General features: G+C 73.8%; 19 protein-coding genes. 9 read left to right on the top strand and 10 right to left on the bottom strand.

The window, feature by feature from the left end:
• Positions 1 to 247 precede the first annotated feature (247 nt).
• The 4 genes from DEU32_RS10215 to DEU32_RS10235 all read right to left on the bottom strand — a co-directional run bounded on the left by DEU32_RS10215 (position 248) and on the right by DEU32_RS10235 (position 4,720).
• On the bottom strand, positions 248 to 2,305 hold the full coding sequence (locus DEU32_RS10215) for a transglycosylase domain-containing protein (RefSeq protein WP_258554841.1): 2,058 nt from the start codon (positions 2,303 to 2,305) through the stop codon (positions 248 to 250).
• 171 nt (positions 2,306 to 2,476) lie between these two features.
• A complete protein-coding gene (gene bla, locus DEU32_RS10220; RefSeq protein ID WP_258554842.1) occupies positions 2,477 to 3,499 on the bottom strand; it encodes a class A beta-lactamase in 1,023 nt (340 codons plus the stop codon).
• A gap of 56 nt (positions 3,500 to 3,555) precedes the next feature.
• Complete coding sequence (locus DEU32_RS10230; protein WP_114850445.1) at positions 3,556 to 3,933, bottom strand: VOC family protein; 378 nt, start codon at positions 3,931 to 3,933, stop codon at positions 3,556 to 3,558.
• Positions 3,934 to 4,024: 91 nt separating this feature from the next.
• The gene (locus DEU32_RS10235; RefSeq protein WP_114850446.1) at positions 4,025 to 4,720 is read right to left on the bottom strand and encodes a YafY family protein; all 696 of its coding nucleotides are present in this window, start codon (positions 4,718 to 4,720) and stop codon (positions 4,025 to 4,027) included.
• Positions 4,721 to 4,914: 194 nt separating this feature from the next.
• Here DEU32_RS10235 and DEU32_RS10240 point away from each other — a divergent pair, with 194 nt between their 5' ends.
• The 5 genes from DEU32_RS10240 to DEU32_RS10260 all read left to right on the top strand — a co-directional run bounded on the left by DEU32_RS10240 (position 4,915) and on the right by DEU32_RS10260 (position 10,306).
• Entirely contained in the window at positions 4,915 to 5,553 is a 639-nt protein-coding gene (locus tag DEU32_RS10240; protein ID WP_167510121.1) for a TetR/AcrR family transcriptional regulator, read from the top strand.
• A 75-nt stretch (positions 5,554 to 5,628) separates the two neighbouring features.
• On the top strand, positions 5,629 to 8,271 hold the full coding sequence (locus DEU32_RS10245; protein ID WP_114850448.1) for an MMPL family transporter: 2,643 nt from the start codon (positions 5,629 to 5,631) through the stop codon (positions 8,269 to 8,271).
• A 178-nt stretch (positions 8,272 to 8,449) separates the two neighbouring features.
• A complete protein-coding gene (locus DEU32_RS10250) occupies positions 8,450 to 8,896 on the top strand; it encodes a MarR family winged helix-turn-helix transcriptional regulator (RefSeq protein WP_114850592.1) in 447 nt (148 codons plus the stop codon).
• A gap of 49 nt (positions 8,897 to 8,945) precedes the next feature.
• Positions 8,946 to 9,158, top strand: a complete 213-nt coding sequence (locus DEU32_RS10255; RefSeq protein WP_114850449.1) for a hypothetical protein — start codon at positions 8,946 to 8,948, stop codon at positions 9,156 to 9,158.
• A 53-nt stretch (positions 9,159 to 9,211) separates the two neighbouring features.
• Positions 9,212 to 10,306 (top strand): alkene reductase, encoded by a 1,095-nt coding sequence (locus tag DEU32_RS10260; RefSeq protein ID WP_114850450.1) that lies wholly within the window; start codon positions 9,212 to 9,214, stop codon positions 10,304 to 10,306.
• 245 nt (positions 10,307 to 10,551) lie between these two features.
• Here DEU32_RS10260 and DEU32_RS10265 read toward each other — a convergent pair whose 3' ends face one another.
• A complete protein-coding gene (locus DEU32_RS10265) occupies positions 10,552 to 11,166 on the bottom strand; it encodes an NTP transferase domain-containing protein (RefSeq protein WP_258554843.1) in 615 nt (204 codons plus the stop codon).
• Positions 11,167 to 11,195: 29 nt separating this feature from the next.
• The gene (gene pucL, locus DEU32_RS10270; RefSeq protein WP_114850451.1) at positions 11,196 to 12,137 is read right to left on the bottom strand and encodes a factor-independent urate hydroxylase; all 942 of its coding nucleotides are present in this window, start codon (positions 12,135 to 12,137) and stop codon (positions 11,196 to 11,198) included.
• Positions 12,138 to 12,425: 288 nt separating this feature from the next.
• Between pucL and DEU32_RS10275 the strand changes: the two genes are divergently transcribed.
• Genes DEU32_RS10275 through DEU32_RS10285 form a run of 3 tightly spaced genes read left to right on the top strand, consistent with a single transcriptional unit; the run spans position 12,426 to position 17,100 of the window.
• The gene (locus tag DEU32_RS10275; protein ID WP_114850452.1) at positions 12,426 to 13,325 is read left to right on the top strand and encodes a xanthine dehydrogenase family protein subunit M; all 900 of its coding nucleotides are present in this window, start codon (positions 12,426 to 12,428) and stop codon (positions 13,323 to 13,325) included.
• Positions 13,322 to 16,111 carry a molybdopterin cofactor-binding domain-containing protein gene (locus tag DEU32_RS10280; protein WP_114850453.1) on the top strand — a complete coding sequence of 930 codons (2,790 nt, stop codon included), beginning with the start codon at positions 13,322 to 13,324 and terminating at the stop codon, positions 16,109 to 16,111. The genes DEU32_RS10275 and DEU32_RS10280 overlap by 4 nt, the downstream gene beginning before the upstream one ends.
• Complete coding sequence (locus DEU32_RS10285; protein ID WP_114850454.1) at positions 16,111 to 17,100, top strand: XdhC family protein; 990 nt, start codon at positions 16,111 to 16,113, stop codon at positions 17,098 to 17,100. The genes DEU32_RS10280 and DEU32_RS10285 overlap by 1 nt, the downstream gene beginning before the upstream one ends.
• A 123-nt stretch (positions 17,101 to 17,223) precedes the next feature.
• On the opposite strand, the gene DEU32_RS17525 is transcribed toward DEU32_RS10285, so the two are convergent.
• Together DEU32_RS17525 and DEU32_RS10295 are read right to left on the bottom strand one after the other, a co-directional pair.
• Positions 17,224 to 17,919 (bottom strand): hypothetical protein, encoded by a 696-nt coding sequence (locus DEU32_RS17525; RefSeq protein ID WP_229666974.1) that lies wholly within the window; start codon positions 17,917 to 17,919, stop codon positions 17,224 to 17,226.
• Between the two features lie 181 nt (positions 17,920 to 18,100).
• A complete protein-coding gene (locus DEU32_RS10295; protein WP_114850455.1) occupies positions 18,101 to 19,393 on the bottom strand; it encodes an amidohydrolase family protein in 1,293 nt (430 codons plus the stop codon).
• Between the two features lie 82 nt (positions 19,394 to 19,475).
• Here DEU32_RS10295 and DEU32_RS10300 point away from each other — a divergent pair, with 82 nt between their 5' ends.
• Positions 19,476 to 19,724: a hypothetical protein gene (locus DEU32_RS10300; protein ID WP_114850456.1), complete on the top strand. Its 249-nt coding sequence runs from the start codon at positions 19,476 to 19,478 to the stop codon at positions 19,722 to 19,724.
• Between the two features lie 272 nt (positions 19,725 to 19,996).
• Here the strand turns inward: DEU32_RS10300 and DEU32_RS10310 are convergent, their stop codons facing one another.
• Positions 19,997 to 21,082, bottom strand: coding sequence for a BLUF domain-containing protein (locus tag DEU32_RS10310; protein WP_114850458.1), 1,086 nt, complete (start codon positions 21,080 to 21,082; stop codon positions 19,997 to 19,999).
• Positions 21,079 to 21,864: a PP2C family protein-serine/threonine phosphatase gene (locus DEU32_RS10315; RefSeq protein ID WP_114850459.1), complete on the bottom strand. Its 786-nt coding sequence runs from the start codon at positions 21,862 to 21,864 to the stop codon at positions 21,079 to 21,081. Before DEU32_RS10315 ends, DEU32_RS10310 begins: the two co-directional genes overlap by 4 nt.
• Positions 21,865 to 21,947 lie beyond the last annotated feature (83 nt).

Genomic DNA, 21,947 nt, shown 5'->3' on the forward strand with positions numbered 1-21,947 from the left:
CGGGGTCCTTTTTTTCCCCCCTCCCCCCGGGGCCTTTGGTAGCAACCCGTGCGGCCGTTCCCACTCCCCCCCCACCCCCCCCCCCCCCCCCCCCCGGCCCCCCCCCCCCCCCCCCCCCCCCCCCCCCCCCCCCCCCGTCGTCTCGTCCCCGTCCCCGTCCCGTCCCGTCCCGTCGATGGAGCAGAAGCCGTCGGGTGTCCGGTGCCGACCCGACGTCTGCTGCTCCATCGATGTCGGACGGCGGAGGTCAGCCGACGGGCAGGGCGGCGTTGACGGCGGTCTGCGCCTGCCGCCACACGGCTGCGCGGGACCCGGCGTACGTGCCGCCCTGCCCGTTCGCGGAGTGCCGCAGGTTCGCCTGGCCACCATCGGTGTTGCCCTGCCAGTACGCCGTGACCGCCCGCTCGCTGCCCCCGACGAGCCAGATCTGGTCCGCCGAGTCGGTCGTGCCCGTCTTGCCGAACAGGGTCGTGCCGTCCGGCGTCTGCCCGCCGCTCGCGGTGCCGCCGCGGAACGCGCCCTGCATCACCTGGAAGGCCGTCCGGGCGACCGAGGCGGAGACCGCCCGGGTGCACGCGGCGGGCTGTCCACCGAGCTGCGTGCCGTCGCGGCCGGTCACCTGGTCGATGACGACCGGCGCGCAGTACACGCCGCCGTTCGCGATGCCGGCGTACGCGGCCGCCATCGTCAGCGGCGCGATGCTCGTCGTCCCGAGCACCGCGGCGGGGTTCGCGGGGAGCTCGCCGCCCGTCGCCGGGTGCACGCCGAGGCGGGCGGCGGTGTCGCGGATGTCGCACAGGTCGAGCTTCGACGCCATGTCCGCGTAGGCCGCGTTGACCGACTGCGCCGTGGCGGCCCGGACCGAGTACGGCCCGGTCTGCCCCGCGGAGTCGTTCTTCGGGTTCCACGCCTTCGTCGTGACGCGCTCCCCGCACTGCGTCCAGACGCTGCGAGCCCTGCGGGTGCCGTCGACCACGGCGTCGGGGCTGCGGCCGGACTCGAGCCACTGCAGCAGCGTGAACATCTTGTAGGTCGACCCGACCTGGAACCCCTTCGAGCCACCGTTCGACTCGTCGGTCGCGTAGTTCAGCGAGGTCGCGGTCGGCGGCGCCGCGGACGACCGGTCGTAGTCCGTGTTCTGCGCCATGGTGAGCACGCGCCCGGTGCCCGCCTCGACGGTGTCGAGCGTCGCGCCGAGGGCGAACCGGGTCTCCCCCGCGCGGTCGTACCGGTCGAGCAGGTCCTTCTGCTGCGTGTTCAGGTCGAGGTCGAGCGTCGTCTGGATCCGGTAGCCGCCGGTGCGCCAGGCCTGCTGGCGTGCGGCGTCGTCGGCGCCGAGCTGCGGGAGGGACTGCGCCACCTGCACGGCGTACGCGCAGAAGAACTCCGCGCCGCGGACGGCCGACTCGCACCCCTGCCTCGGTGCCGTCAGGCGGACGTAGTCAGCGGGGGTGGATGCCAACGCGGCCTGCAGGTCGGCGTCGCTGAGGTGCCCCTGCTGGTGCATCGAGCGGAGGATGACGTCTCGGCGCGCCTGGTTGTCGGGGTGGTGCTCCGGCGAGGAGAGGTCGCGTGCGTCCGGCCACTGCACGATCGCGATGAGCGACGCCGCCTCGGCCGGGGACAGGTCGCCGGCGTCCTTGCCGTAGTACCGCTGCGAGGCCGCCTGCACGCCGTAGGTCTGGTCGCCGAAGTACGCGATGTTCAGGTAGGCGGCAAGAATCTCGTCCTTCGAGTACTCCTTCGCGAGCCCGATCGCGAGCTTCACCTCGGCGAGCTTCCGGTCGAGCGAACGCTTCGTCGCCTCGGCGGTCGCGGCCTCGCGCTCCTGCTCGGTCGGCAGCTCGCTCGCCCGCTGGATCTTGATGTTCCGGACGAGCTGCATCGTCAGGGTCGACCCGCCCGTCCCGCCGTCCCCGCCCGACGCGACGACGCTGACGAGCGAGCGCACGAGACTCGTCGGGTCGACGCCGCCGGTCTCCCGGAAGCGCTTGTCCTCGCCGTCGATCGCGGCGTGCTCGAGCGTGTCGCTGATCTGGTCCAGCGCGAGCTCCTGGCGGTTCTGGTCCCACACGTCCGCGAGGTGCACCGGCTGCCCGCCCTGGTACGCCCAGACCTCGTTCCGGGTCGGCAGGTCGCCGATCTCGATGTACTCCGGCATCGAGTCGAACAGGTCGATCGCCGAGGTCGTCCCCACCCCAGCGACCGCCAGCACGGGCGTCACCCCGATCCCCACCAGCAGCCCGGCGAGCACGCTGCCGCCCACGAAGCCGGCAGCGGCCCCCGTCACCCGTCGTCCGGTCATGATTCCCCCTCGTCGATCGATGGCGTCCGGGGGTGACCCTCCCAGCGCTGTTCGGACGTCCGCCCGGGTTTCCCGGGGTGACACCGGCACGCGCGCTGGGAAAGGACCGAGTCGGTACGGATCGTTACCCCGCAGGGCTCGTCGTGACCCCGTCGTGACCGACGGCGGGCGTCAGCCGAGGTGCGCGATCGCGATCCGGGTGGCGTCGGCGACGAGCGCGTCCGAGGGCTCGGCGTCCACCGTGCCGTGCGCCGTCATCACGACGAGCACGATCGGGTCCCGTCCCGGCGGGGTCACGACCCCGACGTCGTTCCGCACGCCGTACGACGCGGTCCCGGTCTTGTCCGCCACGGTCCACGACGGGTCGACGCCGGCGCGGATCGTCGTCGCCCCGGTCGTCGTGCCGAGCATCGCGTTGCGGAGCAGCGATCGGTCGTCGGCGTCGAGCGCGTCCCCGAGCAGCACGGCGCGGAGGTCCGCGGCGGACTGCGCCGGGGTCGTGGTGTCACGACGGTCCCCCGGGAGGGCGGTGTTGAGGTCCGGTTCGGTGCGCGAGACGTCCGTCGTCGTGTCACCGAGGCCGCGCAGCCACCGCGTCACCCCGGCGACGCCGCCGACCCGCTCGACGAGCAGGTTCGCCGCGGTGTTGTCGCTCTGCCGGATGGCGGCGTCGACGAGCTGCCGCACGGTCAGGCCGGTGTCGACGGCCGGGGTCGTCACCGGGACGTGGGACAGCAGGTCGCCGCGGTCGTAGTGCACGACCTCGTCGAGGTCCGCCGGGGACGAGGCGGCGAGCGCCGCGGCGGCGATCTGCACCTTGTTCGTCGAGGCGAAGGCGAACCGCTCGTCCGCGCGGTACCCGAGCGACCGGCCGGTGCCGGTGTCCACGGCGACGACCCCGACCCGGGCACCGTCCCGACGCTCGAGGTCCGCGAACGCCTGCCGGGTCGTGCCATCGATGATCGGCACAGTCGCGGTCGGCACGGCGGCGGTCGGCGTCGCGGTGGGTGCATCAGCGGACGTGGCGGATCCTGCCGACGCCGGCCCGCCCGGGCCGTCCCCCGCGGTGCACCCCGTCAGCAGCACCGCCGTCAGCGCCACCATCCCGACCGCCACCGTCCCGACCGCCACCGCCCGCACGCCGGCCTTCCGCACGCCCGTCGTCCGCGCGTCCGTCGTCCTCGTCGCTCCCACGCGTCGGAGCCTGCCGCATCCGACCCACGCAGTGCTGGGAACGACCGGGCTGCGGCTCAGGCCGGTCGGCTGAACAGGTTGACGAGGTTCCCCTCCGGGTCCCGGAACAGGGTCGAGCGGTTGCCCCACGGCATCGTCGTCGGCGGCAGCACGACCTCGCCGAGCACGCCGGACCCCTGCAGCCGGTCGAACGCCGCGTCGACGTCCGGGACCGAGAACTCCACGACGAGCCCCCGGTTCGGCCCGGGCACCGGCGCACCCGCACCGAGCCCCGCGACGGTCTCCGGCGCCGCGAGCGCGAGCACGAGCCCGCCGGCACGGACCTCGGCGAAGACCGGCGCCGGTCGGTGTGCGGTGGTGCCGGTGACCGCCTCGTAGAAGGCGGTCGTGCCCGCCAGGTCGGCGGTGATGATCCTGATCGACGTGAACTCCACGCTGTCCTCTCCGGGCGGCCTGCGGTGACCGCCCGGCACCAGGTTCACGCAGCCCCGCGACAGCGTCCTGTCGGTGTTCCGCCGGATCCGCTCAGTCCGCGAGCACGGACCGGAGCACCCCGTGCGGGATGTCGAGCTCCTCGAACCGCACGGCCCGCCGCGGCACCCGCTCGTCCGTCGGCTCGACCCCGAGCACCCGGTCGCCGCGGAAGGCGCGGACCCCGTCGCGCAGTCGGCACCACGCAACGAGGTACCAGTCCTCGCCCTTGCCGACGTACCCGAGTGGCTCGACCGCCCGGTCGGTCTCGTTCCCCTGCGCGTCCCGGTACCGCAGCCGGACGACCCGGCCGCCGGCCAGGGCGGGCAGGAGCGCGGTCGGTCCCGGCACCCGGTCACCGGTCTCGAGCAGGTGCACCCGTCGGGCGAGCGAGGCGCTGCGCCGTGCGTCGTCCTCCGCCAGGACCGCCCGCACCTTCTGCGCGGCACTGCGCGCGGCGTCGCGGAACGGGCTCGTAGCGAGGGCCCCGAGGCCGACGGCGACGGCGAGCGCCTCCTCCGCGGTCAGCCCGAGCGGCGGCAGCGTCGCGCGGGCGTCGAGCGTGTAGCCGCCGGTCCGGCCGGGTTCCGCCCAGATCGGCACGCCCGCCTCCTGCAGGGAGCGCAGGTCGCGCTCGACGGTCCGGGCGCTCACGCCGTACCGCTCGGCGAGCGTCCGCGCGCTCCGCAGCGCGGGCGCGGCCGCGCGCAGCTCCTCGACGAGCGCGTAGAGACGATCGGTGCGGTTCACGACGCGACCACAGTACGGCCTGGAGGCGCGTGGCGGGCCCGCCCCGTGCCTCCCGTCCGACCGCCGGTCCGGCGTGCACCGCGCGCGACCCGCGCGCCGCCGTCCCGCTCGTCATCTCAGGGTCGGGGGACGAAACTGGGCAAGCCCTCGGAGCCGTTGCACCGAGTGCATCGATGCACCTAGTGTTCACACCCGTGACCATCTCGACCGACCGCCGTGCCGCCCTCAAGGCGAAGCACCGTGCGGCGATCCTGCAGGCCGCACGCGACCTGGTCGACGAGCAGGGTGGACGCGGGTTCAGCGTCGACGACCTCGCCGCCCGGGCGGACATCGCCCGGCGCACCGTGTTCAACCACTTCGCCTCGCTGGACGAGGTCCTGCTCGCGGTGTGCGAGCAGGAACTGTCGGTGATCATCGACCGGTTCCTGGCGGACATGGCGCGCACGCCGATCGGCGACGGCAGCCGGGCCTCGATGTTCGACGAGCTCGAGTCCGCCGCGCGCGGTGCCGACCTCGCCCCCGCGATCGCCGGGATGTACAACATCCTGGGCGACCCCGGGAAAGAGGACCCGAAGGCCGCGGTGCTCACGCAGACCGCGTTCGGCCGGGTCACCGAGCGCCTGCGCGACGAGGTCGCAAGGCGGCACCCCGGCGCGGACGTCCTCGACACCGCCCTGCTCGTCGACTCCCTGATGAGCGGCATCGTCGTGATCGCCGAGCACTGGCTCGTCCACCACGGCCCCGAGCTCACCCCGGCGACCCTGCGCGCCTGGGACGAGCTGCTGAGCCGCCTCGTGCACAGCGTCCGCTCCGGCTACATGCCGGCGCACTGACACCTCCCTCCCCCGGGGTCCACCGGCGCACCCCGAACCGCAACAGCACCTGACACGAAAGGACGGGGCAGCCGCATGGCCGGTCTCCTCTACCGTCTCGGACGGTTCTCCGCACGACGGCACTGGCTGGTGATCATCGCCTGGATCGTCATCATGGGCATCGCCGGGCTCACCTTCAGCCTGTTCCAGGGGTCGATCTCGTCGTCGATCACGATCCCGAACACCAAGACGAGCCAGGTGCAGGACGAGCTCGCCGACAAGTTCCCGTCGGCGAACGGCGGCAACGGGACGATCGTGTTCCAGACCACCGACGGCAAGGCCTTCACGGACACCCAGAAGGCCGACGTGAAGTCGTTCCTGGACGGGTTGAAGGACCTCGACGGGGTCAAGGGCGTCCGCGACGGGTTCACGACGCAGGACCAGCTCGACGAGCAGCGCCAGAAGATCACCGACGGTCGGAAGCAGATCGAGGACGGCCGCGCGCAGATCACGAGCGGACAGCAGCAGCTCGACCAGCAGAAGGCGCAGCTGGAGTCCGGCAAGCAGCAGATCGCGACCGCCCAGCAGGAGCTCGACGCGAAGGAGGCCCAGGCCGCCGCGGCCGGTGGTGCCGCAGCCACCGCGGCCCAGGCGCAGCTCGCCCAGGCGCAGGCGCAGATCGACGCCCAGCAGCAGCAGATCACCGCGGGCGAGCAGCAGATCACGCAGGCCCAGCAGCAGATCGACGAGAACACGAAGAAGCTCGACACGAGCGAGCAGGAGCTCGAGCAGGGCTCCGACCTGCTCGACCTGTCGAAGGACATCCGCTTCGTGTCGTCGAACGGCCAGTCGTCGATCGGCACCGTGCAGTTCACGAAGTCGACCTACGAGGTGCCGCAGGAGACCAAGCAGGCGATCTCGGACAAGGCCGAGTCGGCGAAGATCGACGGCGTCGCCGTGTACGTCTCGAACGACATTGCGCAGGGCGTGCCGTCCATCCTCGGCCCGGGTGAGATCGTCGGCGTCATCATCGCGGCGCTCGTGCTGTTCCTCATGCTCCGCACGATCATCGGCGCCGCGATCCCGCTGCTCTCCGCCGTGCTCGGCGTCGGGATCGCGTCGCTCGCCTCACTGTCGTTCTCGAGCCTGGTCGAGTTCATCTCGGTCACGCCCGTGCTGGGGGTGATGCTGGGCCTGGCGGTCGGCATCGACTACTCGTTGTTCATCCTGAACCGGCACCGGACACAGCTGAAGGCCGGCATGGACGTCCACGAGTCCATCGGGCTCGCGAACGGCACCTCCGGCAACGCCGTGGTGTTCGCGGGCACGACGGTCATCGTCGCCCTGCTCGCGCTGAACATCACCGGGATCCCGTTCCTCGGCCTGATGGGCACCGTCGGCGCGGTCGCGGTCCTGTTCGCCATCCTCATCGCGACCTCGTTCACCCCGGCGCTGCTCTCGCTGCTCGGCATGCGGATCCTGCGGAGGAAGGAGCGGCAGCGGATCGGCAACACGGGCTCGATCCGGGTGCCGAACAAGCCGATGTCGACCTGGCGCGCGGTCGTCACGCTCGTCGCCGGCGTCCTCGTGCTCGGCGTGGTCGCGATCCCGGCGACGCAGATGCGCCTCGGCCTGCCCACGGGTGCGTCCGAGTCCGTCGACTCGAGCCAGTACAAGGCGTACAAGGCGCTCGACCGCGACTTCGGCGCCGGACAGAACGGCCCGCTGCTCGTCGTCGCCGACCTGCCGAAGTCCGTGTCGGAGGACGAGGTCACCGCACGTGAGGTCACCATCGGCCAAGCGATCGCGAAGAACTCCGACGTGCGGGCCGTGCTGCCGATCGGCGCCTCGAAGGACCGCGACATCATCGCGTTCCAGGTGAAGCCCGCCGGCGGCCCGGACAGCATCTCGACCGAGCGGCTCGTCACCGAGCTGCGCGAGCAGACGGTGTCGACCGACGACGGCAAGGTCACCCTCGGCGTCGCGGGCAACGCCAGCGCGAACATCGACGTGTCCGAGAAGCTCTCGAACGTGCTGCCGCTGTACCTGGCGGTCGTCGTCGGCCTGTCGCTGATCATCCTGATCGTGGTGTTCCGGTCGTTCCTCGTGCCGATCACCGCGACGGCCGGGTTCATCCTGTCCGTGCTCGCCTCGTTCGGCGGCCTGACCGCGATCTACCAGTTCGGCTGGCTCGGCTCCGTGTTCGGCGTGCACGACCCGGCGCCGATCCTGAGCTTCCTGCCCATCATCGAGATCGGCATCCTGTTCGGCCTGGCGATGGACTACCAGCTCTTCCTGGTGTCCGGCATGCGGGAGGCCTACGCCCACGGAGCCTCGGCGAAGGTCGCGGTCCAGCGCGGGCTGCACGCCGGCCGCGCGGTGGTCACGGCCGCCGCGATCATCATGATCTCGGTGTTCGCGGGCTTCATCTTCTCGGACTCCTCCACCATCAAGCCGATCGGCTTCGGGCTCGCGTTCGGCGTGCTGATCGATGCCTTCGTGGTCCGGATGCTCCTCATCCCGGCGGTCATGCACCTGCTCGGGAAGAGCGCCTGGTGGATTCCGAAGTGGCTCGACCGGATCCTGCCGGACGTCGACGTCGAGGGCGCGAGCCTGGAGCGCTCGCACCCGACGGACGGCCGCGGACACGGCGACGCCGAGCACCGCGGGTCGCACGCGGCGGACGTCGCCCCGGACGCGAACCCGCACGAGGGACACACGCCGACGCACCGCGCGTAGGGGGCCGCGCTGCGCGTGGGTGACCGTTCCGCGCGTGGGTGACCGTTCCGCGCGTGGGTGACCGATCCGCGCGAGGGAGGCAGGAAGTTCCGGCCTCCCTCGCGCGGTTCGTCATCCCACGTCGGCTGCGATGGGCTCGAACCTCGCCGACCGTTCGCGCAAGAAGTACCGTGGACGCATGACCTCGACCGACGTCGACCCGCTCGCGCTCGACCGCCAACTCTGCTTCGCCCTCACCGCGACGAGCCGGAGCGTGATCGGGCTCTACCGCGACCTGCTCGACCCGATGGGCCTGACGCACCCGCAGTACCTCGTGATGCTCGCCCTGTGGGAGCACGACCCCCGCTCGGTGCGCGAGATCGCCGGGGAGCTCCGCCTCGACTCGGCCACCCTCAGCCCGCTGCTCAAGCGGCTCGAGGCCTCCGGGTACGTCCGCCGGGCCCGGAGCACCGCCGACGAACGACAGCTCGAGGTGTCGCTCACCACCGCCGGCCGTGCCCTCCGGGAACAGGCGCGCGCGGTCCCCCTCGCCGTGGCGGACCGGCTGGGCTGGCCACTCGAACGGCTCGAGCGCCTGAAGGACGACCTGACCGAGCTGCTCGGTCGGATCGACGCCCTCGACTGACGAACTCCTTCGTGCCACAATGGTTGGTGCACGAACGAAAGGACGGACCATGGGTCGCTTCGGCAGCTGGTACGACCGCTGGAACCGTACGCTCATCGAGAAGATGGGCCCGTCGCAGATCGGCGCCGGGCACGCCGAGGGCGTCGACGACCGCTCGGTGGACCGTCCGTGCCCGATCTGCCACCAGCCGCTGTCGCAGCACACGGTGATCCGCCCCGAGGGACAGGTCCGCTCGAGCACGCTCGTGTGCCCCGGTCGCTGAGCATCTGCCGTGCCGGGGGAATTGCCCCCGGCAACACGTGGTTCAACGGAGCCGTGAAGCTCTTCGAACCCGCCGACCTCGGCGCACTCCACCTCCGCAACCGCATCGTCATGGCACCCCTGACCCGGACGCGCGCCGGGGCCCATGGTGTCCCGAACGACCTGCTCGTCGAGCACTACGCCCAGCGCGCCTCGCTCGGCATGATCATCACCGAGGGCACCTGGCCCGTGCAGGAGGGCCGCTCCTACCCCGGCCAGCCCGGCATCGAGACCGACGAGCAGGTCGCCGGCTGGCGCCGCGTCGCCGACGCCGTCCACGAGCGCGGCGGCACCATCGTCATGCAGCTCATGCACGGTGGCCGCGTCTCGCACACCGACATCTCCGGCACCCCGCGCATCGTCGGCCCGTCCGCGATCGCCGCCCCGGGTCAGACGCACCTGGCCGACGGCTCGAAGGCCGACATGCCGGTCCCGCACGAGCTCACCACCGACGAGGTCCGCGAGGCCGTGCAGGGCTTCGTCCGCGCCGCCCGCAACGCGATCGCGGCGGGGCTCGACGGGGTCGAGGTGCACGGCGCCAACGGGTACCTGGTGCACGAGTTCCTCTCCCCCGTGTCGAACACCCGCACCGACGAGTACGGCGGCTCCCCGGAGAACCGCGCGCGCTTCGCCGTCGAGGTCACCGCGGCGGTCGCCGAGGCCATCGGCGCGGACCGCGTCGGCATCCGCCTGTCCCCGCAGCACAACATCCAGGGCGTGCTCGAAGAGGACGACGCCGACGCGCTGGCCACCTACACCGCGGTCGCCGAGGGCCTGGCGCCCCTCGGGCTCGCCTTCGTGGACGTCCTGAACGCGGAGCCGGGCAGCGAGCTCGTGCAGCACGTCCGCCGCACCGCGGGCGCGCCGTTCATCGCCAACTCGGGCTTCTCCTCCATGACCACCCGCGACGAGGCGATCACCCTGCTCGACGGTGGCCTCGCGGACGCCGTCGCCGTGGGCCGTGCCGCGATCGCGAACCCGGACCTCGCCGAGCGCTGGGAGCAGGACGCGGCGCTCAACGAGCCGCGCCCGGAGCTCTTCTACGGCGCGACCGCCGAGGGGTACACGGACTACCCGACGCTGGCCGAGTCCCAGGAGCAGGCCGCGTAGTCGACGCGACCACAGCACAGGACGGGCGCGCCCCGCTCAGCGGCAACGCGAAGCGTTGCGCGGGGCGCGCCGACCGAGCCTGCGAGGGAGGACGGTGCCAGCCGGCACCGCGCCTCCCGTCCGTCTCCCGGTCGCTTCCGCCAGCCGCCCTGCCGAACCGCGCGGAGGAGGACGATCCGCGCATCGAGTGCCGATCCGCGCGTCGCAGGCCTGGAGCAACGACCGACCACGCGCGGTCCGGCTTCCTACGGCAGCTGCGATGGGACGGAACGCTCGGAACCATCACGGTCCCGGTCCCGGTCGCGATCCCGGTCCCGGTCGGTGCCGTCCCACAGGTCGGCGCAGTCGACGCCCGTCACGCCGGCCCGCCGCAGCCAGGCGCCCGCGCTCCGGTCCCCCGGGTCCGCCGTGACCGCGGCGAGCAGCGCTGCGCGGTGGTCCGGACCGACGAGCACCGGGTGACCCGGCCGCTCCCCGAACACCGCCCGCCGCAGGACGTCCCGGTCCGAACCGGGGCCGAGCACGCGCCGGACGACCGCGGCGGGCAGCGTCGGTAGGTCGACGAGCGTGACGCAGGCGGTGTCCTCGTCGCCGAGGGCACGCAGCCCCGCGGCGAGCGACGCCCCCGGCCCGGCCGCCCAGTCCTCGGTGACGACGACCCGAACGTCGGGAGCGGTCGGGACGTGCGGCCGTGCACGGTCGGCGGCGGCACCGAGCACCACGACGACCTCGGCGCAGCCGCCCGCGCGCAGGGCGTCCACCGCGAGCGTCGGCCACGGCACGCCGTCCGGGCTCCGCACGAGCGCCTTCGGCGTGCCCATCCGGGTGCCGGCACCCGCGGCGAGGACGACCCCGACCACGCGGCGCCGTTCCGGCACGGGGTCGCCGGTCACACGAAGGCGGGCACCGACGCCCACGCGGCCGGGGCCTCGGCGACCCCGTCCCGCGCGACCGTGCCGGAGATCAGGCCGTAGGGGCGGTCGGCGGCGAAGAACACCTCGCCCGGGTTCTCGAGGCCGAACGGCGCGAGGTCGACGAGGAAGTGGTGCTTGTTCGGCATCGAGAAGCGCACCTCGGCGATCTCCGGGAACGCCTCGATCGCGGAGCGGCCCATCGCGAACAGGGTCTGCTGGAGCGCGAGCGAGTGCAGGTCCGCGAAGGTCGCGAGCATCCGGTCGAGGACCCCGGCGTACAGGGCGTCGTAGTCGATGCCGGCAGCGACCGCCTCGGGCGTGTACCGCCAGCGGGCGGTGACCGAGGTCGCGAGGATCCGGTCGTCGGTCTCGGCCAGGGTCGTGTAGCCGTCGCGGGGGAAGCCGTGGAACTCGCTGCCGGTCGACTTCAGGACGGTGAGGTCGGTGACACCGGCGAGCACGTGCACGTCGTCGCCGTCGACCTGCACCACGGCGGTGCGGGTGCCCCGACCCGAGCGGACGAACGAGTGGTCGTGCTCCCGGCCGTCGACCGCGATGCGCTCCCAGGCGTGCTGCTCGGCGGACAGCGTCGAGCCGTCGTACCAGTCGAACGCCGTCGCGAAGTGCCGACCGAGGCGGAGCAGGAAGTCCTCGGGGGTGCCGACGCCGTGCTCCTTCGCGAAGGCGTAGACGGTGTTCTTCTGCGTGTCCGTGGCGACGACCTTCGCGTTGTCGCCCTCGGTGTAGGACTCGGCGAGCGCCGCGCCCCGCAGCTGCGTCGTGACGGTGAGGTCCTCGATCTCGTGCCGGTCGGTGTCGCGGGTCACCCGGACGAGTCGGACCTCGGCCTTGCCGTACTGGTTCGCGCCGAGGCGGACGGAGGTCGTGACGGGGGCTGCGGTGGCGGTGGTGTCCATGCGGCGACGATGACACCCGGTTGTTTCGGGGGTGCGTCGATCAGGTCACGGGTTCCGGCACCGGACGTGACCCGGGCGTCGCTGGCCCGTAACGACGCTGAAACACCGGTTCCCTAGCGTTGCCGCCACGAACCGATCCGACCCGAGGAGGCCCCGTGGCGCGCACGTCCGCACCCCGAGCGGCGTCCAGGTCTGCCCATGGGGCGTGGAACCGCGGCATGATCGCGCACGGTCGACGGCCGGCGGCGACACCCGACCCGTCGACCGTCACCCTGATCGGACCCCCTCATGGACCTCGTCTCCGTCCGCACCGTGCGGACACCGTCGCACCGCGACGACCTCGCGCTCGCCCCCGGTGAGCAGCCCCTCGCGGGCGGCACCTGGCTGTACTCCGTGGAGCAGCCGGGCACGACCGGCCTCGTCGACCTGACGGGCCTCGGCTGGCCGGACGCCGAGCGCACCCCGGACGGGCTGCGGCTCGGCGCGACGTGCACGCTCGCGGCGCTGCTGCGGCTGACCCCGGAGCCCGACTGGCGCGCCTGGCCGCTCGTCGACCGGTGTGTGAACGCCCTGCTCGCGTCCTTCAAGGTGTGGAACGCGGCGACCGTCGGCGGCAACGTCGCGACGGCGCTGCCGGCGGGCGCGGTCACGGCGCTGCTCGTCACGCTCGACGCGACGGCCGTGGTGTGGACGACGGACGGCGGGGAGCGCCGGGTGCCGGTCGCCGAGCTCGTGACGGGACCGCGCACGACCACGCTCGCCCCGGGCGAGGTCGTCCGTGCGTTCGACGTGCCGGTCGCGGCGCTGCGTCAGGAGACCGGGTACCGCCGGGTCTCGCTCAGCCCGCACGGCCGGACCGGGACGCTCGTCACCGCACGGTGGCGCGCCACCGACCGCGTCACCGGTACCGGTACCGACGTCAGCGCGACCACCGGCGCCGACGACGGTGCCGGCTTCGTCCTCGTCGTCACCGGCGGTGTCCCGCGCCCGCTCGTGCTGCGGTGGGACGCCGTCCCGACAGCCGCGGCGGTGGACGCGGCACTCGCCGACCACGACGACTGGTACGACGACCCGCACGGCTCCCCCACCTGGCGACGCGGGGTCTCGCGCCGCTTCGCCGCGGAGCTCGTCGCCGAGGCCGGCGCGACCGGGCACAGCGGCAACCGTCGAGCCGGGGGCGCCCGATGAGGCTCACCGTCGACGGCACCGCCCTCGAGACCACCCCGCAGCCCGGCCAGGTCCTCCGCACCCTGCTCCGCGAGCACGGCGTGACCGCGGTGAAGAAGGGCTGCGACGCCGGTGACTGCGGTGCCTGCTCGGTCCTGCTCGACGGCGTCCCCGTGCACTCCTGCATCACGCCCGCCCACCGGCTCGAGGGCCGCACGGTCACCACCGCCGCTGGCCTCGGCACCGCCGCCGACCCGCACCCCGTGCAGCGCGCGTTCGCCGAGGCGCCCGGCTTCCAGTGCGGGTTCTGCACCGCCGGGTACGTCGTCACGGCGTCGACGCTCGACGACGACCAGCTGACCGACCGGCACCGGGCGCTCAAGGGGAACCTGTGCCGGTGCACGGGGTACCGCGCGATCGAGGACGCCCTCGACGGGGTCCGCAACACCGCCTGCGCCACGGCCGGGGACGCCGTGGGGACCTCGGTCGCGGCACCCGCGGCGATGCGCATCGTCACCGGCGACGAGGAGTACACGCTCGACGTCCGCCGGACCGAGGCGCTCCTGCACCTCGCGGTCCTCGGCAGCCCGCACCCGCACGCCCGCGTCACCGCGATCGACACGAGCGCCGCCGAGGCGCTCCCGGGCGTGCACGCCGTGCTCACCCACCGGGACGACCCCGGTGTGCTGTTCTCCACCGGGCGGCACGACTCCCGGCTCGACGACCCCGACGACACCCGCGTGTTCGACACCGTCCTGCGGTTCCGCGGACAGCGCGTCGCGGCCGTCGTCGCGGAGAGCGTCCGGGTCGCCGAGCAGGCCTGCGCCCTGCTCCGGGTCTCGTACGAGGTGCTGCCGAGCGTGCACGACGTCGACGCCGCTCGGCGTCCTGGCGCGCCGCTGCTGCACGGCGACAAGACCACCGCCGAGCACCGCATCGCCGAGCCCGACCGGAACGTCGTCGCCGCCCTGCACGGCGGGACCGGAGATCTGGATGGCGCGCTCGCCGCGTCCGCGGCGACGGTCGAGGGCACGTGGTCGACGGGTCGCGTCTCGCACGCCGCGCTCGAGACGCACGCGACCCGCGGGTCGCTGGACCGGGACGGGAGGCTCGTGCTGCGGACCGCCACGCAGGTCCCGTTCCTGGTGCGGGACGAGATCGCGCACGTCTTCGGTCTCGACCCGGCCCGGGTGCGCGTGGTCGCGGGGCGCGTGGGCGGCGGGTTCGGCGGCAAGCAGGAGATGCTCACCGAGGACCTCGTGACGCTCGCGGTGCTCCGCACCGGACGGACCGTGCAGTACGAGTTCAGCCGACGCGACGAGTTCACGATCGCGCCGACGCGGCACCCGATGCGCGTGCGGGTGCGGCTGGGCGCCGACGCGGACGGCCGGCTCACCGCGATGCACGTCGACCAGACGATGGACACGGGGGCGTACGGCAACCACGGCGTCGGCGTGATGTTCCACTCGGTCAGCGAGTCGGTCGCCGTGTACCGCTGCCCGGTCAAGCGGGTCGACGCCGAGTCCGTCTACACGAACAACCTGCCGTCCGGGGCGTTCCGCGGGTACGGCCTCGGGCAGGTCGTCTTCGCGATCGAGTCGGCGATGGACGAGCTCGCGCGCCGCCTCGACCTGGACCCCTTCGAGCTGCGCCGCCGGAACGTCGTGGTGCCGGGTGACCCGCTCGTCGTCACCGACCCCGACGAACAGGACGACCTGCGCTGGGAGGGCAGCTACGGGCTCGACCAGTGCCTGGACCTGGTCGAGGACGCCCTCCGCGCACCCCTGCCCGAGGTCCCCGCGATGGACGGGCCCGTGCTCGACGACTCCGGCGACTGGGCCCACGGGACCGGGATCGCCCTCGCCGCGATCGCCACGATGCCGCCCCGCGGACACCACGCGCACGCGTCAGTCGAGGCCAACGCCGACGGCCGCTACCGGATCGGGGTCGGCACGGCGGAGTTCGGCAACGGGACCACGACCGTGCACACCCAGCTCGTCGCCACGGCGCTCGGCACCACGCCCGACCGGGTCGACGTGCACCAGTCCGACACCGACGCCGCACGGTACGACACCGGAGCGTTCGGGTCGGCGGGGGTGGTCGTCGCGGGCAAGGCGCTGTACGCCGCCGCGCTCGACCTGCGCGAGCAGATGACCGGCAGGGCGCTCACGCTCGTCGCGGCCCGGACGCCGCGCGCCGCCGTCGGTCCGCTCGGCCCCGCGGTCGCCGTGCTGCCCGACGGGGTGCGGGTCGGCGACGAGTTCGTCGGGCACGCCGAACTGCTCGCCGAGGGACCGCTCGTCGCCCACGGCAGCCACGACGGCACCCCGCGCTCGCTGGCCTTCACGGTGCACGGCGCCCGGGTGGCGGTGCACCGGCCGACCGGTGAGGTCCGCGTGCTCCACAGCGTGCAGGCCGTCGACGCCGGCACGGTCCTGAACCCCGAGCAGCTGCGCGGACAGGTCGAGGGTGGTGCCGCGCAGGCCATCGGCTCGACGCTGTACGAGGAGGTCGTGCTCGACGACGACGGTCGGGTGACGACCGACGCGTTCCGCTCCTACCGGGTGCCGAAGATCTCCGACGTGCCGCGCACCGATGTCCGGTTCGCCGTCACCTCGGACCCGCTCGGACCGCTCGGCGCGAAGTCCATGAGCGAGGCGCCGTACAACCCCGTCGCGCCGGCGGTCGCGAACGCCGTGCGGGACGCCCTCGGCGTCCGGCCGTACCGCCTGCCGATGACGCGTGACCGGGTCTGGGCGCTCCTCCAGGACGCGGCCGTGGACCGGACCGACGCCGGGGGTGCGTGATGTTCGAACTGGCACCGCGCCTCCTGGCCGTGCTCGACGGCGGCGACCCCGTCGTCGTCGCGACGGCCGTCGCGATGTCCGGCAGCGCGCCCAGCGGGGTCGGGACGTCGATGGCCGTCCTGCCGGGCGGCCAGGTCGTCGGGACGATCTCCGGGGGCTGCGTCGAGGGGTCGCTGTTCGTGACCGCCGAGCAGGTGCTCGCGGACGGCGTGCCCGTGCTGGAGCGCTTCGGCTTCGACGACGACACGGACGACCCCGACGCGGTGTGGGCGCCGGCGCTCCGCTGCGGGGGCCGGGTCGAGGTCCTGGTGCGCCGGATCGTCCCCGGCGACCCCGTCGTGGACGTCCTGCGACGGGCGGCGTCGGGCGTGCCGACGTCGCTCACGGTCTCGCTCGAGCCCGACACGCTCGGTGCGGTCGTCACCGCGCCGGACGGGTGCCGCGGCCGGGTGTTCGTCGAGCGCGCCGACGCCCGGCCGCGGTGCATCGTCGTCGGGGCCGTGGAGTTCGCCGTCGCCGTGACGAACGCGGCGGCGGTGCTCGGGCACGCCGTGACCGTGGTCGACCCGCGGCCGGTGTTCCTGACCGACGAGCGCTTCCCCGCCGCGGACGAGCGCATCGTGGGGTGGCCGACGCGAGTGCTCGAGGGGCTGCCGATCGACGCGTCGACGGTGGTCGTGGTGCTCTCGCACGACGACCGGTTCGACGCCGCGGTGATCGACCTCGCGCTCCGCCGCGGTGCCGGGTACGTGGGGGCGATGGGCTCCCGTGCGACGCACGAACGGCGGACGGCGGAGCTGCGCGCGCTCGGGACGCCGGACCTCGGGCGGCTGCGGTCCCCGATCGGGCTCGACATCGGCGCGGAGACCCCGGCCGAGATGGCGGTCGCGATCATGGCCGAGGTGATCGCCGTGCGTCGGGGTGCTCCGGGTGGGGCGCTCGCCGGCGGGGCGGGGCCGATCCACCGGCGGGCGGTGGCGGCGGGCTGAGCGGTGGGACGGGGCCGGTCTCGGGCGTGCCTGGTCGTTCCGGGCGTACCTGGTCGGACGTCCCGCCCAGGTACGCCCGGTCCCGCTCTCCGTCCCGCCCGCTCTGGCGAGCGCCCGCGGGCGTCAGTCGTCGCGCACGTACCCGGTGTCGGGGTCGATCTCCGCGAGGAAGGAACGGAGGTCGCTGCGCATCCGCTCGTCGTCCGCGCACAGCCGGAGGTTCGTGGCAGCGAGCTCGTCGGGCGCTGGTCCCGGGGCGGAGGACGAGAGCGTCCCGCCGAAGCCGTAGCCGGGGTTCGGCCCGGTCAGCCACGTGACCTGCGTGCTGCTGCCCCGCACGCTGACGAGGAAGCGCTCGCCGTCGACCTCGAGCTCCCACTCCGCCGGCACCGAGCGCGAGCCGTCGGGCCAGGTCGTCCGCCCACCGTCGTGCCAGCCGAAGGGTCCGGCGAGCACGGTGAGCCGGGCGTGCTCCCGCGGGTCGGACAGCTGCCATCCGTAGTTCGTGGGGACGACGTGGCTCACACCGTCGACGTCGAGACGCTCCCGGCTGTCGCCGAGGCCGTCCGTGTGGACCTCCTCGTCCGTCCAGACCAGGAACTGGCTCACCCAGTCGTCGGCGTCCTCCGGTGGTGCGAACAGCCACCACTGGGGCGCACCGGTCGAGGGCAGGCGGACCTCGAGCCGAGCCGAGGGAGCTCCCGAGTGCGAGAAGGTCACGCCGAGGACACCGCCCTCGGCCCGGACGTCGGAGCACCGGTAGCCGTCCCGTGGCGGAGCGGCCCGGAGCGCGGCGACGATCGCCTGGTCGGTCAGCACGCTCCGATCCTGGCAGGGCGGTCGCGGCGGCGGCGGGCTGCGGGGGCGCGGGGCGTCGCCGTCCCGCCGAGACGCCTCCGAGCGCGCGAGGCGCCGCCGAATCCGGGGGCGTCTCGCACACCTGGGGGCGTCTCGTGCATCCCGGGTGTCCCGCATCCGGGCGCGTGACGGCCCGCCGCCGTCACACCGGCGTGCGCGCCAGGCGCTCCGCGAGCCGCGCCGCGATCTCGCGCTCGTCCCCCGTCACGAGCCGGTGGTCCCGGACGACCACGCGCCCGCCGACGACCACGTGCTTCGGCCGCCGCCCCGGGGACGCCCAGAGCAGCCCGCCGACCGGGTCGGCAACGCCTGCGTCCGCGACGCCCGAGACGTCCCACACGCACAGGTCGCCCGCGGAGCCCGCACCGAGGTGCCCGAGCTCCGGGCGTCCGAGTCCCGCCGCCGACCCCTCGGTCATCATCCCGAGCACCTGCCGTGCCGGGAGCTGCTGCCCGACGAGCGCCGACACCTGCATTGCCAGCCGGCCGTCGGCGAGCAGGTGCCCCGCGTCGTTGCTCCCGCCTCCGCTCGTCCCGAGGCCCACCGGGATCCCCGCGTCGGCGAGCGCCGCGACCGGGGCGATCCCCCACCCCATCGGCACGTCGCACCCCGGCGCGTGCGTCGCGCTCACCCCGGCGTCCGCGAGCCGGGCGACCTCGTCGGCGGTGACGTCGCACAGGTGCGCGATCGTCACGTCCGGTGCGAGCCACCCCCACTCCTCGAGCAGGTCGAGCGGCCGCCGCCCGTACCGCTCGAGGGCGATGGCGGTGTCAACCTGCTCGTTCGCCTGGGTCCGCCGGCGCAACCCGTTCTGCGCCGCGACCTCGCCGAGCGCCCGGAAGGTCGCCTCACCGTCCGAGTGCACCCCGGCCGGCCCCACCGCGACCTGGAGCCGTCCGTCCGGATCCACCCCGCCGACGGCGCGCTCGTGCAGCAGCCGCCCGGCGATCGCGTCCGCCGACGCGGCGGCATGCTCCGGGTCGTCGCGTGCCGACCCCCGGACGAACACGAGCCGTCCGCCGAGCCCGCGGACGGCGTCGACCGTCGCGCCCGCAAGCACCACGGTGTCGTCGGTGGTCGCGTCCGCGGGCCAGTTCAGGTGGTGGTCGGCGATCGTCGTGACGCCGGACAGGAGGCCCTCCGCGGCTCCGGCGGACGCGGCCAGTCCGTACAGCTCGGGATCGTGCCCCGCCCGGGCGTACGCCGCGGCCATCGTCGGGAGCCAGTCCGCCATCGGGACACCGCGCGTGCCCGGCAGCGTCCGGAACGCGGTCTGCAGCAGGTGGTGGTGGGCGTTGACGAGGCCGGACGTCACGACGCATCCGGACGCGTCGAGCGTGGTCTCGAGGTCGCTGCCGTCGTCGACGACGACGTCACCGTCCCGTTCGGTGCGGGGGTCGACGAGGACACGGCGGGCACCGGTGACGGTCAGCATGCGACGGTTCTAGCAGCCGCCTGTTTCCGGGGCGTGACGGCGGATGCCTCGGGGGTGCCTGTGTACGCTCGCACCAGGTCGGATGGGGGTGGACGACGTGGGTGGTCTCGGGTCGGACGGTGTCGTGGCGCGGTCGATGCTCGGCATCCTCTCGAAGCGCATCGGCGCGGCGGTGGTCGTGGCCCTGACGATGTCGCTGTCGACTGCTTGTGCAGGAGGAGGACCCGTGGAGTCCGGCGCATCCCTGCACCGCGGCGTCTCGTCGGACGCCGCGAGACGGTCGGTCACCGACGTGGTGGACCGCACCGCGGCGATCGTCGACGGGGACTGAAAGGTCCTCAGCGGGCCGCGACTCGGTCTGTGCCCGGGCTCCGACGGGTCCGGCGATGCCGAGGACCCGGGCGGTGTCACGTGGGTGTACATCGCGCAGCGGCCCGGCTCGGACGACCCGGAGGACGATCTCCGCAGGGTCGAGGCGTTCTGGCAGCGCCTCGGTATCACGACGAAGCGGTACCGCAGCGGTGGCGACGACCCGGACCTCGGGGTGTCCGGACGGGGCGGTCCGGTCACCAGCATCGACTTCCTCTCGTCGGCCGAGGGGGGCTACAGCATCGACGGTGGGTCACCGTGCGCGGACGGCGACTTCGGCGAACTCGCCACGGGCACGCCCTCGCCGGCCCCCTGACCCGTCGCCCATCCCGTCCGCAACTGCTCGGCAGCGGTCGCGAAGGACGTGGCGATGTCCGGGTCGGGGTCGAACAGGTTCTGGATCCGCAACCCGTCGAAGAGCGCCAGGAGCTGGTGCGCCCCGCGGACCGGGTCGGTGGTCGACGGTTCCCGTCCGGTCGCGACGTCGTGCGCCAACGCCTGCTGGATCGAGGATCGGAACGCGCGGTAGCTCACCAGGAACGCCTCACCGGCCGCCTCGCCCGGGTCGGCAGCGGGGGCGAGTGCGGAGACGATGAGGCGGTCGAGTGCCGGGTCAGCCGAGAACGCCACCACGAGCGCACGCAGCCACGGCACCGTCCCCTCGGTCGCGGCGAGCGGGGCGAGCGGCGTCGTCACCTGCTCGAGCCACGTCGCGAGCGTCGCAGCGAGCAGGTGCGGCGTGGTCGGGAAGTGCGCCGTCACCGTCTCCTCGGACACGCCGGACCGCTCGGCGACGAGGCCGGACGTGCAGCGAGACGGCCCCACGTCCCGCAGGACGCCGATCGCCCCCTGCAGCACGCGAGTGCGGACCGGCTCGCTCGACCGACGGGTCGAGAGCTGCTCGGGCGGGGTCCTGCGGAACCACTCCAGCAGGGCGTGTGCCCGCGAGGTCTCGGCTGCGGGGTCCGCCGGTCGTTCCGGGTCGAACAGGTCCACGTAGCCCGGGGTCGCGTGCACCGCGGGGTCGTCGGTCCGGAACGCGATCGTCCAGTCGTCGAACGACCGCTCCTCGACCGGGTCGTCGAGGAGGACCTGCACGTCGACGTTCGCCGGGTCGGCGGCCACCTCGTGCACGCGCTGCCGGACGATGTCGGCGGGGCCCTCGACGATCCCGAGCACGTTCGCGTCGTGCAGTGCGAGCACCCCCGTGATGCCGAGCTCGGCGTTCCTCGCCCGCTCGACGGAGACGAGGTGAGCGAGGTCGTCGTGACTCAGTCGGCCGGTGCGTGCGGTCGTGAAGACGAGGCAGCGGAGGGTCATCGGTCGGCTCCGTCAGGATCGGTCGTGGCTGCTGCGGTGGCGGGGTCCACGTCACGTCGGACCGCGAGCACCGTGAGGTCGTCGCCCACGACTGCGGGCACGTCGTCGAGGAACGCCCGGAGCGTGTCGTCGAGCGCGGGCGCGTCGACGAGCCGCCGGGCGAGCGCGGTCAGGGTCTCGAAGTCGGCGTCGGGGAGCTCGAGGATCCCGTCGGACGCGACGAGCAGCACGTCGCCCGGCCCGAGCGCGTCGTGCCGCGGCAACCGCGGGAAGCCCCGGGGCTGCAGCCCGATCGGCAGGTCGGCGGACGGGATGCGCCGGGTCGAGCCGTCCGTGCGGGCGATCGCGGCGAACCCGTGGCCGGCGTCGACGAACTCGAGTGCGCCGTCGGCCAGGCGGAGTCGGGCGTGGAAGAGCGTGGCGAACGCCGAGGCCCGCTCCAACCGGCCCCGCACGGCACCCTCCGCCCCCTCCACCGCGACGCCGGGGGTCTCGCGGACCAGGGCGTCGAGCGCGCCGAGCAGGTGGGCGGCCAGCAAGCCCGCCGGGACGCCCTTGCCCATCACGTCGCCGACCGTGACCACCAGGCTGCGGCCGTCCGGGGCCGTCGCACACTGTGCGAGGTCGCCGGACACCCCCGCAGCGGCCCGGGCGACGTGTGCCGCAGACCACCCCGTGCCCGCGCGACCGTCCGGCAGCAGCGCAGCCTGCACGGTCCGGAGACGCGAGGCCTGGTCGAGCCCGGCGTCCTCGTCGTCGTAGACGTCCTGCAGTGAGACCACACCGCAATGTACCGCTCCGCCGTTCCGACGGGGCACCCGGCACGCTCCGGGAAACCCCGCGGTGACACCCACGAAACACGCGC

The sequence above is a fragment of the Curtobacterium sp. AG1037 genome, assembly GCF_003349855.1.
GTDB lineage: Bacteria > Actinomycetota > Actinomycetes > Actinomycetales > Microbacteriaceae > Curtobacterium > Curtobacterium citreum.

Excerpts from the sequence above, each read along its gene's own strand:
- DEU32_RS10215 (WP_258554841.1), bottom strand. The coding sequence starts at position 2,305 with ATGACCGGACGACGGGTGACGGGGGCCGCTGCCGGCTTCGTGGGCGGC.
- DEU32_RS10245 (WP_114850448.1), top strand. The coding sequence starts at position 5,629 with ATGGCCGGTCTCCTCTACCGTCTCGGACGGTTCTCCGCACGACGGCAC.
- DEU32_RS10250 (WP_114850592.1), top strand. The coding sequence starts at position 8,450 with ATGACCTCGACCGACGTCGACCCGCTCGCGCTCGACCGCCAACTCTGC.
- DEU32_RS10255 (WP_114850449.1), top strand. The coding sequence starts at position 8,946 with ATGGGTCGCTTCGGCAGCTGGTACGACCGCTGGAACCGTACGCTCATC.
- pucL (WP_114850451.1), bottom strand. The coding sequence starts at position 12,137 with ATGGACACCACCGCCACCGCAGCCCCCGTCACGACCTCCGTCCGCCTC.
- DEU32_RS10275 (WP_114850452.1), top strand. The coding sequence starts at position 12,426 with ATGGACCTCGTCTCCGTCCGCACCGTGCGGACACCGTCGCACCGCGAC.
- DEU32_RS10280 (WP_114850453.1), top strand. The coding sequence starts at position 13,322 with ATGAGGCTCACCGTCGACGGCACCGCCCTCGAGACCACCCCGCAGCCC.
- DEU32_RS10285 (WP_114850454.1), top strand. The coding sequence starts at position 16,111 with ATGTTCGAACTGGCACCGCGCCTCCTGGCCGTGCTCGACGGCGGCGAC.
- DEU32_RS10295 (WP_114850455.1), bottom strand. The coding sequence starts at position 19,393 with ATGCTGACCGTCACCGGTGCCCGCCGTGTCCTCGTCGACCCCCGCACC.
- DEU32_RS10300 (WP_114850456.1), top strand. The coding sequence starts at position 19,476 with ATGGGGGTGGACGACGTGGGTGGTCTCGGGTCGGACGGTGTCGTGGCG.
- DEU32_RS10310 (WP_114850458.1), bottom strand. The coding sequence starts at position 21,082 with ATGACCCTCCGCTGCCTCGTCTTCACGACCGCACGCACCGGCCGACTG.